At 62.7% G+C, this 11,937-nt stretch carries 10 protein-coding genes; 4 read left to right on the top strand and 6 right to left on the bottom strand.

What is annotated here, in order from left to right:
• Nucleotides 1-52: 52 nt before the first annotated feature.
• Nucleotides 53-1,069, top strand: a complete 1,017-nt coding sequence (locus tag LB559_RS07775) for a nucleotidyltransferase family protein (RefSeq protein WP_024501819.1) — start codon at nucleotides 53-55, stop codon at nucleotides 1,067-1,069.
• 7 nt (nucleotides 1,070-1,076) lie between these two features.
• Here the strand turns inward: LB559_RS07775 and LB559_RS07770 are convergent, their stop codons facing one another.
• From LB559_RS07770 to LB559_RS07755, 4 genes are all read right to left on the bottom strand, one after another.
• Complete coding sequence (locus tag LB559_RS07770; RefSeq protein WP_224673706.1) at nucleotides 1,077-2,054, bottom strand: serine kinase; 978 nt, start codon at nucleotides 2,052-2,054, stop codon at nucleotides 1,077-1,079.
• Complete coding sequence (locus tag LB559_RS07765; RefSeq protein WP_224673704.1) at nucleotides 2,051-2,485, bottom strand: lasso peptide biosynthesis B2 protein; 435 nt, start codon at nucleotides 2,483-2,485, stop codon at nucleotides 2,051-2,053. The genes LB559_RS07770 and LB559_RS07765 overlap by 4 nt, the downstream gene beginning before the upstream one ends.
• Nucleotides 2,485-2,772 (bottom strand): PqqD family protein, encoded by a 288-nt coding sequence (locus LB559_RS07760; protein ID WP_032898709.1) that lies wholly within the window; start codon nucleotides 2,770-2,772, stop codon nucleotides 2,485-2,487. The genes LB559_RS07765 and LB559_RS07760 overlap by 1 nt, the downstream gene beginning before the upstream one ends.
• Nucleotides 2,773-3,214: 442 nt before the next feature.
• Nucleotides 3,215-4,027 carry a DUF2259 domain-containing protein gene (locus LB559_RS07755; RefSeq protein ID WP_224673703.1) on the bottom strand — a complete coding sequence of 271 codons (813 nt, stop codon included), beginning with the start codon at nucleotides 4,025-4,027 and terminating at the stop codon, nucleotides 3,215-3,217.
• A 143-nt stretch (nucleotides 4,028-4,170) separates the two neighbouring features.
• Here LB559_RS07755 and LB559_RS07750 point away from each other — a divergent pair, with 143 nt between their 5' ends.
• From LB559_RS07750 to LB559_RS07740, 3 genes are all read left to right on the top strand, one after another.
• Entirely contained in the window at nucleotides 4,171-6,078 is a 1,908-nt protein-coding gene (locus LB559_RS07750; RefSeq protein ID WP_127368594.1) for a propionyl-CoA synthetase, read from the top strand.
• 112 nt (nucleotides 6,079-6,190) lie between these two features.
• On the top strand, nucleotides 6,191-7,273 hold the full coding sequence (locus LB559_RS07745; RefSeq protein WP_224673701.1) for an acyltransferase family protein: 1,083 nt from the start codon (nucleotides 6,191-6,193) through the stop codon (nucleotides 7,271-7,273).
• Nucleotides 7,274-7,519: 246 nt separating this feature from the next.
• Entirely contained in the window at nucleotides 7,520-8,278 is a 759-nt protein-coding gene (locus LB559_RS07740) for a metallophosphoesterase family protein (protein ID WP_013528097.1), read from the top strand.
• Nucleotides 8,279-8,354: 76 nt separating this feature from the next.
• Here LB559_RS07740 and LB559_RS07735 read toward each other — a convergent pair whose 3' ends face one another.
• Complete coding sequence (locus tag LB559_RS07735; RefSeq protein ID WP_024501825.1) at nucleotides 8,355-10,742, bottom strand: polysaccharide biosynthesis tyrosine autokinase; 2,388 nt, start codon at nucleotides 10,740-10,742, stop codon at nucleotides 8,355-8,357.
• Between the two features lie 235 nt (nucleotides 10,743-10,977).
• Complete coding sequence (locus LB559_RS07730) at nucleotides 10,978-11,874, bottom strand: UTP--glucose-1-phosphate uridylyltransferase (RefSeq protein WP_013528099.1); 897 nt, start codon at nucleotides 11,872-11,874, stop codon at nucleotides 10,978-10,980.
• Nucleotides 11,875-11,937 lie beyond the last annotated feature (63 nt).

Here is an 11,937-nt window from a genome sequence, read left to right as displayed (position 1 = left end):
ATTAGGCTTTTCTGCAACCATTCCTGACTTGCTCGCAATGCTAGCTGGGTTGATGCTGCCACCGCTTACTTCCGCCGAAGAAAGACTCTTGCTGCGCTTCGCTGACCCCGAGGCGGCGGCAGGCGGCGAAGATTTGTCGGCAAAGACGCTGACGGCGCTGCTCGACAATGCCGAGTTTCACGGCGTGCTGCCGATCATGTTGCGCAAGCTCAGCGGGGACGCGCGGCTGCCAGCGGATGCCGACCTGCACGGCAAGCTGGAGGATCTGCGCCAGAAGGCAACGATCGCCACCGGCCAGTCGATGCTGTTGAAGTATCATGGCGACCGCATCATGAAGGGACTGGCGGCGGACAATATTCCGGCGCGGATCGTCAAGGGACCCGTCTTCGCGCGAAAGCTCTACCGCAACGTCGCCGACAGGCCCTTCACCGACATCGACATCCTGGTCGAACCCGCCAATCTGGCCAGGGCAAACCAGGTGATCGCGGCATGCGGCTTCGAGCTTGGCAGCAACGAGGCCGAATCCTACGAATTGCAGGAATTCAAATGGCTGGAAAAAGAGAATTCCAGCCTGCTGGTCGAACTGCATGGCGACCTCGTGCATGACACCGGCATGCGGCGGCGCCTGTCGCTGGGTTTCCCTGAATTGCGCGCCATCGACGGCGAAGCCACGGACACGCCGGCGGCTCTTCTAACGATCGCCATCGTGCACGCCGCCGGCGGCCACAAATTCCACCGCCTGCAGCTTTGCGTCGACGTGCTGCAAGGCGTGCGGGCGCTGCAATCACCCGAAGCGGAAGCACGCCTGTTCGACGCTGCCCGTATGACCGGCATCGAACTGGAGTTGGCAATCGTGCTCAATGTGACCGGCCAGCTGTTCGACGAGAGCCGCGCGCTCGAACTCGCCGGCCGCATCAAGCCCGACCTCTCCATACGGCTGGCCAGGCGGTTGATCACAACGAATACGCTGCTTGGCGTCAATTCCAGGGACAGACTGGGCTCGCGCCTGCGCCGCGACGCCTTCCGGTGGATTCAGAGATTGGCCAAGGCCAGGCCGCAAGTAGCCTGACTTGACGTCAATCCAGGGTGCCGCGGATCAGCGCCGCAGCGTCAGCCGGGCGCGCGCCTACTTCGAGCTGGAAGGTCGGCACCGCATTGACCAGCCCGGCGATGGTCGCCAGCCTGCGCTTCTGCATCGGCAGCAGCCCGGTCATGCCGGTGCGGACATTGTCGACTGCCAGCGCCACCATCGCGTCGGTCCTGGCCATGGCGACGAGCCGGGTCTGCCCGTCGGCGGAACGCGCCAGGTGCAGAAGCGCCGCCACCGGCCGGGCGGATGCGTTTTCCACCCGGATGATACCGCCCAACCGTTCTAACGAGACCGGCTGTTCGCCGTTGCGATCCCACGTCTGGCCAAGGCATGGCGCCACCTGCGGGATCATTTCGGCAGTCTTCCGGTGGATTTTGACGGCGCGCGGCAAGCCCCAGGCTACAACCTTGCCCGAAGCGACATTCAGGATCATGGCGTCGTCGGAGCAGAGGCCAAAGCCCTGTGTTGCCAGCGCCAGCGACGTCGTGGTCTTGCCGGTGCCGCTCGGGGCGTGGATCAGCACCACCGCATCGCGGTCAGGCAAGGTCAGCCCGGCCGTATGCAGCATATGCTGGCCACCGGCGTCGAGCGCGGCATCCAGGACCAACATCGACGGCGTCCAGGCGGCTTTCGTACCGGTGCTAATCCGGAGTTCGGCCCAACCTTCCCCACCATTGATCGCAACGGTTTGGCGCCCGGGAAAGACCAGATGGACAATGCCGCCATCCTCGATCATCCGGCAGGGACCATCCTCCGGCACCTCGCCATCGAAGACCAGGGATCCATTGGGTGTCTCGTCCAGCGTGTCTGTTTCGGTGATCTCAAGACGAAAGTCCGGCGCGACGGGTTCCTCTATACGCAGGCTGCCCAGCATCCGGTCGAAATCCTGCCACAGCTCGGAGCGCTCGGCCGATATGCAAAGGATCAGGCCGTTGAGGCCATAGCAGGCTGAAGGTCTGGTCAAGCGGGACGCGCCTTTACGGCATCGGCATGATGACGATAGATCTCGACCATGCCGGGAAGCTTGTCGCTGACCACCGGCTTGCCGTCGAGGCAGACCCAGCAATGCGCCGATAGACGCTGCGCTTGCATCGACTGCGGTTCGACGCCGAAGCGCAGGTCCGGATCGAAGCCGGCTAGTCGCAGGAAACGATGACCGAGCAGACCTTCCCTCAAGCACCTGCGGTCACGCATCAGCCAGGGATGGCGGACCGTGCGGTTGACGCTCTCGACGATGTAGGCGGACGGCAGACCGCGATAGGGCGTCGACGAGGCGAGCGGCGCCCATTTGAGCACCTCCTCGAAGCTCCGGTTGGTGACAAGGACCGGCATCAGCCGCGCGCTCGCCCAGAGATGGCAGAGAAAAAGAGCGCGCAGGAGCGGGCCGTCAGCCATCAAGCACCTGGCGCGGCGAGGATACCTTCCGAGATCAGATCCGTGGCCAGTGCCGCCATGTCCTGATCGAGCGTCCCCTTGTCGACCTCGAACTCCTCGCAAAGCAGGTCGACGATCTGGTCGAGGTTGCGCGCGCCGTCCACCTTGTCGAGAAAGGCTTCGGTCGTGCCGTTGCATGTATAGAGCTGGCCGCTGCGCGCCAAAAGCACGACTGCGCCATCGCCCACATGCTGCACCGAGGCATCCTCGGCCAGCCGCAGAACGGTTCCAGAGACTATTTCCACCACGCCCCCTCCAAGCCATGCTCATCCCGGAAATCAGATAGCGCGGAGGTGGAGCGCTGTCTATCGGCCGATCACGGGAGCCCAGTTCAGGGGACCAACGGCTTTGCTGACAGATTCTCCGCGCCAGTCGCGTTAGAACCTGCTCGGTTGCGTCTTCCCGGCCGCATTCGGCCCAGAAATAGTCATCGATGAAACGTGACAAACAGCGGGCTGCCGGCAGCGGACGTTGCATTTCTTCCCCTAAGTAAGGTAAAACCTGCCTGGGTATTGGGGAGATAGCGTATGCGTTACAATTGGGAGCGAGCTCCGACGAGCTTCGAACGTCATAGAAAAGCGCTGGCGACAGCCATTTTGATCGCTGGCGGCATTGGCCTCATGCTTGTGGCCCTGCCGATCTAGAAACAACCTTCAGACAGATCGGCTGCCAGCGCTTGGGCGTGACCTCTCAGCGTGGCTCCCCGGTCACCGCGAGGAAGCGGCGATCGCGCCCCTCGAAACCCTGGCTGAAACGCTGCACCAGAACAACGATCACCGCCGGCTTGCCGGCCGGGGTAAGTTCGTAGGATTCCGACAGGCTGTAGGAGGTCGGGCAGTTTCTTGAGCCCGGCACGGTCTTGTCCTCGTGCAGGATCTTGAACGGCTTGCCGTCCTGGCCTTGCAGCGTCAGCCGGAAGCCGAGTGCCTTGCCAGATGTGTCGCGCTGCTCCGTCGTTGCGAAACTCGCCGAACAATCGCTCGTGCTGGCTGCCAGGATCTCGTCGAGCTGGATGGTCGAAACGCCCGTTTCGCCATGGAGCGGCGACAGCCATTTCTGCGACACCTGTTCGAGGCGGGAGATGTCGTTGTAGGCAACCATTTCACCCGGAAAGGTGAATTTGTCGGACGCTGTCTGCTCGGCTGGGGATGTGATTGCATAATGGGCGAGAATGGGCGCCGCCTGAGCGGCGGCCTGCGCCCTCGCCTGCTCCAGCGTCAGTGTTGCCTCCTCCGTCTCATCGACGACGAGGATCGGCTTACCGCCAACGAACCGATCCGTACGGGTATCGATGATGTCGATCTCAGACCAGCCGGAGTCCGAGGCGCCGGCGTCGAGCGTTCCATATTGCTCGAAGGCGAAATAAGCGCCATCCGGCGAAAAGCCGATGATGTGCCGTGCCGCGGCATCGCCGGCTTCAGCGGTTCCGGTGGACATAGCAAGTACGGCGCCCATGACCGACGATAGCGAAAAGCGCCCGATGATCCGAACAGCAGCAGACATCACCACCCCAGTCCCGTCTCGCAGTTCATAGCTGCTTGCCCCCAAGCGCCAGGTCGATGCCGTCGTCACAATGGCGTGGATTTGCGGCCAAGGGTAGAGCGCGCTATCTGGAAGGAAGAAAAACATTTCCCGGGGAGGTATGGATGGCTTCACGCTATCACGAGGTCTATGAAGGCTGGAAACGCGATCCGGAACAATTCTGGGCGGATGCGGCCGGCGCCATCGACTGGTATTCGCCTTGGGACAAGGTGTTCGACGCCAATGCCGGTGTCTATGGCCGCTGGTTCACCGGCGCCACCTGCAACACCTGCTACAATGCCATCGACCGCCACGTCGCCGGCGGCCGCGCCGACCAGATCGCGCTGATCCATGACAGTGCGATTGCCGGAACCGTGAAAAAGTTCACTTATGCCGAGCTGAAGCGCGAGGTCGTCGCGCTGACTTCGGTGCTGAAGAACCGCAGCATCGGCAAGGGTGACCGCGTCATCATCTACATGCCGATGGTGGCCGAGGCGGCCATCGCCATGCTCGCCTGCGCCCGCATCGGCGCGGTGCATTCGGTGGTCTTCGGCGGCTTCGCCTCGCATGAGCTTGCCACCCGCATCGACGATGCCAGGCCGAAGCTGATCATTTCGGCATCCTGTGGCCTGGAGCCAGGCCGCGTCGTTGCCTACAAGCCGTTGCTCGACAAGGCGATCGAGATCTCCCGCCACAAGCCGGACGCCTGCCTGATCCTGCAGCGCGACCAGTTGCGCTGCGAGTTGAAGGAGCATTTCGACATCGACTACGCCGATGCCGTCGCCCGCGAACGGGCAGCGGGCGCCAATGTCGATTGCGTTCCGGTGCTTGCCACCGATCCGCTCTACATCATCTACACATCGGGCACGACCGGTCAGCCCAAGGGCATCGTGCGCGACAATGGCGGCCATATGGTCGCGCTGAAATGGACGATGGAAAACGAGTTCGGCGTCAAGCCGGGCGAGGTGTTCTGGGCGGCATCCGATGTCGGCTGGGTGGTCGGCCATTCCTACATCGTCTACGGACCGCTGCTGCATGGCTGCACCAGCATCCTGTTCGAGGGCAAGCCTGTCGGCACGCCCGATGCCGGCACCTACTGGCGGGTGATAGCGGAGCATGGCGTGGTCGCGCTGTTCACCGCGCCGACCGCATTCCGCGCCATCAAGGGGCAGGACCCGAAGGGCGAGTTCATTGCCAAACACGACCTCTCGAAGTTCCGCACGCTGTTTCTTGCCGGCGAGCGCGCCGACCCGGAAACCATCAAATGGGCGGAGCAGAAGCTGAATGTGCCTGTGGTCGACCATTGGTGGCAGACAGAGACCGGCTCGCCGATGACGATCAATCCCGCCGGCCTTGGCCTGCTGCCGGTGAAATACGGCTCGCCCGGCGTGCCGATGCCCGGCTACGACATCCGCGTTCTCGACGATGCCGGCCATGAGGTGCAGCGCGGCACGCTGGGCAATGTGGTGATCAAACTGCCGCTGCCGGCCGGCTGCCTGCCAACGCTGTGGAATGCCGATCAACGGTTCCGCCAGGCCTATCTCGACGAGTTCCCCGGCTTCTACAAGACGGCGGATGCCGGCATGGTCGACGAGGACGGCTATCTCTACGTCATGGCCCGCACCGATGACATCATCAACGTCGCCGGCCACCGGCTGTCGACCGGCGCCATGGAAGAGGTGCTTTCGGCCCATCCCGATGTCGCCGAATGCGCGGTCATCGGCATTGCCGACGCCATGAAGGGCCAGGTTCCGCTGGGCTTCGTGGTGCTGAATGCGGGTGTGACCCGCGATATCGGCTCCATCGAGAACGAGGTGGTCGGCCTGGTGCGCGAACGCATCGGCCCGGTCGCCGCCTTCAAGACGGTGGTGACGATCAAGCGCCTGCCCAAGACGCGATCTGGCAAGATCCTGCGCGGCACCATGCAGAAGATCGCCGACAAGGAGGAATGGGCCATGCCGGCAACCATCGACGATCCGGTCATCCTCGACGAGATCACTGCGGCGCTGAAGGAACGTGGGATCGGCCTTTGAGCCACTGAAGGTGGGCCGCGGACGACCTTTTCGATCGGCAAGCAATACTTTTATTGTGCGACGCAGCAATGCACCCTAAAGTCGTTCGCGGGGGGCCATCGACAAAGGTCGCATGGCTCAGCAGAAGATTACATTTGGCGGCGTCGACATCCTGCGCTTTCTCGCCGCCGTCATGGTCATGGTCTACCACTATGGCTTCTGGGTGTGGGCGTATCCTGACGGTGTTTCGGCGCGCGCCACGGGCGGCGTTCCCCCGCAGCCGGCAATAGGCGCCTGGGTCGAATCTGGCTGGGTCGGCGTCCAGATCTTCTTCGTCATCAGCGGCTTCGTCATCGCCTTCAGCGCCGAAAGGTCGACACCCCTGCGGTTTTTCGAAGCCAGGGTGAAACGGCTGGCGCCGGCCGTGTGGATCTGTGCGCCGGTCACTGCGGCGGTGCTTTTGATCGTCGGCCTCAGCTGGCCGACCGATGCCGTCGTCAGGCTCGTCCGCACCGGCCTGTTCGCCCCTTACGCGCCATGGGTGGACAGCGTCTACTGGACGCTCGGCATCGAGATCGCCTTCTATGCCGTCGTCTGGACCTTGCTGCGGCTCGGCCGCTTCCATCTAATGGAAATTGTGGCCCTCGCCATCGGCCTGGTCAGCGCGCTGTTCTGGTGCCTCTACTACCCGCTCGACTGGGCCGACCTTGCCGAAACACGCACGCTCGACCTGCTTCTGGTGCATCACGGCGTGTTCTTCGCCACCGGCGTCATGCTGTGGCTGATGCGCTTCAAGGCGGTGACAGCCGCCCGCCTAGCCTTCTGCGCCCTGTTCCTGGCCGGTGGCGTGCTGCAGATCGCCAGTTCGGTCGACGTTCATGTCCTGAAGGTCGGGCGGGATATGCCCTTCGCCCCGCCGATCCTCATCTTCCTCATAGGCATTGCGCTGATGGCGTGGTCGCTGCGGCTCGACCTCTCCTGGAGCGGCTGGCGCCGGATCGGGCTGATGACCTATCCGCTCTACCTGCTGCACGATGTCGTCGGCGCGGCCCTGCTCGGCATCCTGGTCCGCGCCGGTCTGCCGCATCTGTTCTCGATGGCGGTCGTCGGCGCGACGATGATCGCGGCAAGCTGGCTAGTGGCGACCGAGGCCGAACCACGCATCCGGCTGCTGCTCGACCATACCGTTTTCCGTTATCGGCTTAAGGCAGCCTGACGACGGTCCGGCAGACCGGCCCAGCCGCCGACCTAAAGCATGTCGCGCCTGAGCGGATTCAGGCCCACTCCAGGCCTTTGTTCCACGGATCGCTCTCCCAAAACGGAGCTCACTTCCGAGCGACATGCATTGGCGGTGCCGACCCGGCGCAGCTACATTTTCCACGATTGCGGAATTCTTCGTTTCGGGCATGATAACAGGCACTTATGCCTTCGGCATGAGAGCTTGCCTCGAGACGCCCGGCACGTGACCCTGTTCCAGCGAAAACCCCGCATCGCGGCGCGTCCGCGCCTCGATATCGATATGCAGGACGCTGTCGTCTATGCGATCGGCGACGTGCATGGCTGCTACAAGGAACTCCGCGCGCTAGAGCAGAAGATCCTGCTCGATTCGCTGCGCTTCCAGAGCCGCAAGATCATCGTCATGCTTGGCGACTACATCGACCGGGGGTTTCAGTCGGCGCGGGTGCTCGATCACCTCCTGGCGCCGCCGCCGAAAGGATTTCAGCGCATTTGTCTTGCGGGCAACCACGAAGTGGCAATGCTGAACTATCTCGACGGAAATCTGTCCCGCGAACCCTGGCTGGCGACGGGCGGCCTGCAAACCCTGTTTTCCTATGGCATCGATCCGGCGCGCCTCACCAGCCTCTACGGGAGCAGCGCGCAGATCGACCGGCGCATAAGGGAGATCATTCCGGACGATCACGTCAGCTTCCTGCGCGGGCTGCCGATCATGGTCCGTTCGCGGAAGTTCGTGTTTGTCCACGCCGGCATCAGGCCCGGCGTCGACCTTGCGGCGCAAACCGACCATGACCTGATCAACATCCGTTCGGACTTCTTCGAGGCAACGCACCTGCTCGACCGCTGGGTGGTGCACGGGCATACGCCGGTGGATGTCCCGAAGCTCGAAGGGCGCCGGCTCGGCATCGACACGGCCGCCTTCCAGAGCGGACGCCTGACCGCCGTCAGGATCGCCGACAAGCAAGGCAGGCTGATCTTCTCCTGACGCGCAACGATATTCAGGTGTGCTGGCCTGAAGATCGATACACTTCAGAGTGGACCCACTCGCGCAACGGTCGACGTCAGACCGGCGCCTTGCCGCGCACTTCCGACTTTTCCAGATAGTAGCTCGAATATTTATCGAAGAATTTTTCCGAACCGCCGAACGAGCCGTATTTGGCCAGTTTCTTCAAATCGACCTTGTTCAGCACCGCGCCGACGATCTTGTTGGCGACATAGGGTTCGGATTCCAGCATCGACCTGACCATCGCGCGCGGGGTGCGCCCCCACTCGGTGACCAGTACAAAACCGTCGACCAATGGCGCGAAGGCCTTGGCGTCGACCACCGGTCCGAGCGGCGGCAGATCGACGACGATGTATTCGAACGTCTCCTTGGCGTTCTCGATGAAGCGCCGCATGCCGGCCGAGGAGAGAAGTTCGCTGGTATGCGAGAAGTGACCGCGCAGCACCGCCGGGATGATCGCCAGCTTCGTCTGCCTGTCGATCTTGCCGACGGACTGCCAGGTCTGGCCGCCGACCACCGCTTCCATCAAGCCCTGCTCGGTTTCCATGCCAAGGCCTCGGCTGAGGCCGGGATTGCGCAAGTCGCCGTCGATCAGCAGCGTCTTGGAGCCATTGGCGGCAAGCAAGCCGGCGAGATTTGCCGCGACCGTCGACTTGCCCTCGCCGGGAAGCACCGAGATGATGCCGATGACGCGGCTGCCTTGCCCTTCCATCACGACATCGAAGGCGATCTTGGCGCTGCGCAGCGTTTCGGAGAACATCGAGGCTGGAGAATCGATGCTGACCCGCATGCGCGCCCGCTTTTCGGCTGAAGACAGCGATTGGGTGGTCTTGGCGTCCACCTGGGTCTCGCCCGGCTTTTCTTCCTTGCCGAGCTTGCCGCCGATCGTCGGCAGGTAGCCGAGGAATTTCAGGTTGACGCGGTCGCGCACGTCCTCGCCGGTCCTGAAGAAGCGTTCGTTGAACTCGTTCAGGCCACCAAAGCCGGCGCCCATCAGCAGGCCAAGCACCAGCGAAAGTCCGAGCACGACGATGGTGCGCGGGCTTGAGGCCGTCATCGGCATCGACGCGTCGGAGATGATGCGGATCTTGCCGACCGGAAAGGACTGCTGCTGCGCGGCTTCCTCGTAACGACCCAGGAATGTCTGATAGAGCGTGGTGAGCGCCGTCGCCTGCTGATCGAGTTCACGCAGCTTGACTTGCGTCTGGTTGTCGACGGAACTCTTGCCTTGCGCGGCCGCGACGTTGGCCCTGAGCGCGGTCTCGCGTGCCTGCGCCACCTCATATTCGTTGCGATAGCTTTCGGTCAGCTGCTTCAGCTCGCCGAAAATCTGCGTCGATATGTCGGCCTTCTCCTTGGAGAGAGCCACCGCCTGCGGGTGCTCGGGGCCGAAATTCGCCTCGACGTCCTGCAGCCGCTTGGCCACCGTGAGGTAGCGGGTCTTGAGCGCCGATATGACCGAGCTGCTTGGCTGGTCGCTCGATATGGCGGCATCCTTGAAAGCGTTTTCGGAGCCGCTGTCGACGATGGCCTTGTACTGCTGGTAGCGGGCGCTGGCGCGTGCGGTGTCGGCCTGCGCCACGATAAGCTGGGCGTTGAGGTCGGAAAGCTGCTTGTCGCTCATCAGCTGGCCATCGCTGTTGGCGGCCAGCCCATGTTCGGCCCTGAATTTCTCAACCGCGAGCGAAGCTGCCTGCGAGCTCTGGCGCAACTCCGTCAACCGGCCCTGCAGCCAGACCGCAGCCCGCTCGGTGGCATCGAAGCTGGCATCGAGCTGATCGGCGAGATAGGCATCGGCATAGGCCTTGGTGATGGCGTTTGCCAAGGCCGGATCCGTCGCCTGATAGCCGAGCGCGATGACGTAGCTTCGGCCGACGCGTTCCGCCCGGATCTCGTTCTGCAGCTTGAGGATCGCGTAGTCGCGGCGCGACGTGGCGATCAGCGCATCGCGGGCGGCCGGGTCGAGCTTGCTGAAGTCAGCGCCACCCGGCATGGAAGAGCTGGGGCGGACATACTGGATCAGGCCGCGGATGAGGCCTATGCCTTGGGCAAGCGCCGACTGGGGCGGATTCATGAACGTGTCGTTCTGGTCGAGCTTCAGCTTGTCGACGACCACGGCGGCAAGCCGCGTCGAGGTCAGGATCTCGATCTGGCTCAGGATGGCGGAATCGGTCTGCATGGTTGTCGACGTCGCCGAAATGTCGTCGACGATTTTGTTCAAGCCCTCGTCGATCAGCACGCTGGCGATCGACTGATATTTGGGCGGCGTTGTCTGCAAATAGAGCAGGCCCAGGAAGAGACCGATGACGGCACACACGGCAACCACCTTGGCCTGCCGTGCGGCCATGCCAAGCAGCCGCTCGATATCGATGAAGTCTTCGCCGTCTCCTGCGTCCGAATTCGGCAATGGCATCCTCTTGTCGAGAGGAAAGTTGGCATAATTCATCTTCGGTCCAATTCTAGAGCCGGTCCTATTCCGATTGATCGCAATTGGCTCTATCTTACTGTTTCAACATGATCTTTTCCGGAAACCGGAACCCACTTTCAGGGATCATGCCTTGGCTTGCAGGCGCCTCGAAGATCGGGAGCATCGCCAGAGCAATGCAAGCGTCGTGCCAGACGGAGAGAACCTGCCGGCCCCTCTTCGCCGGCCATCTGACGATACTCCCGAAAGATGGGCATTATGCGGCTTCTTCCTGGCGTTCATGCGACCGGACGAACTCCTGAAGCATCTCGAAAACCGGACCCTTCATGTCGTCGCGCGCCAGCGCGAAGGCGATGTTGGCCTGGATGAACCCTTCCTTGGAACCACAGTCGAACATGCGGCCGAGGAAAGGCTGGGCGAAGAACGGCTGATCCTTCGACAGACGAACCATGGCATCCGTCAGTTGAATCTCGTTGCCGGCGCCGCGCTGCTGATTGCCCAGGAGCGCGAAAATCTCCGGCTGCAGGATGTAGCGGCCGTTGATGTAGAAGTTCGAAGGCGCATTGGCCGGCGCCGGCTTCTCGACCATGGCCGTCACCTCGAAACCGCCGCCGATCTCGGCGCCACGGCCAACGATGCCATATTTGTTGGTCTCGCTGGGTTCGCAACGCTCGACGGCGATTACGTTGCCGCCCGTGCGCTCATAAAGCTCGACGGTTTCGGCGAGGCATCCGCGACCGCCGAAGGACACCATGTCCGGCAGCAGCAAGGCGAAGGGCTCGTTGCCGATAACCTCGCGCGCGCACCAGACGGCATGGCCGAGGCCTTGCGGGGATTGCTGGCGGATGAAGCTGGTGGCGCCGGCCACAGGCAGCATGCTTTCGAGCGCCTCCAGCTGGGTCTTCTTGCCGGTCTGCTCCAGGGTGCCGATCAATTCCGGATGCAGGTCGAAATAGTCCTCGATCACCGCCTTGTTGCGACCGGTCACGAAGACGATGTGTTCGATGCCCGCCTCGAAGGCCTCGTCCACCGCATATTGGACGACGGGCCTGTCGACGACGGGAAGCATTTCCTTCGGCATCGACTTGGTCGCCGGCAGGAACCGCGTTCCAAGCCCCGCCACCGGTATCACGGCCTTCCTGATTTTCTTCATCGCAAATTCCTTCTGAGGAGATCGACTTCAATCCGTTCACAGGCCACGAAAATTCCCTCCATG

It is taken from the genome of Mesorhizobium sp. BR1-1-3 (genome assembly GCF_020165455.1).
Lineage (GTDB): Bacteria > Pseudomonadota > Alphaproteobacteria > Rhizobiales > Rhizobiaceae > Mesorhizobium > Mesorhizobium ciceri.
Note: the sequence above shows the minus strand (reverse complement) of the source record. Positions and strands in the feature narration are given on the sequence as shown.

Bases quoted from the DNA above. Each gene is read 5' to 3' on its own strand.
- LB559_RS07775 (WP_024501819.1), top strand. From the start codon at position 53: ATGCTGCCACCGCTTACTTCCGCCGAAGAAAGACTCTTGCTGCGCTTC.
- LB559_RS07765 (WP_224673704.1), bottom strand. From the start codon at position 2,485: ATGGCTGACGGCCCGCTCCTGCGCGCTCTTTTTCTCTGCCATCTCTGG.
- LB559_RS07755 (WP_224673703.1), bottom strand. From the start codon at position 4,027: ATGTCTGCTGCTGTTCGGATCATCGGGCGCTTTTCGCTATCGTCGGTC.
- LB559_RS07750 (WP_127368594.1), top strand. From the start codon at position 4,171: ATGGCTTCACGCTATCACGAGGTCTATGAAGGCTGGAAACGCGATCCG.
- LB559_RS07745 (WP_224673701.1), top strand. From the start codon at position 6,191: ATGGCTCAGCAGAAGATTACATTTGGCGGCGTCGACATCCTGCGCTTT.
- LB559_RS07735 (WP_024501825.1), bottom strand. From the start codon at position 10,742: ATGAATTATGCCAACTTTCCTCTCGACAAGAGGATGCCATTGCCGAAT.
- LB559_RS07730 (WP_013528099.1), bottom strand. From the start codon at position 11,874: ATGAAGAAAATCAGGAAGGCCGTGATACCGGTGGCGGGGCTTGGAACG.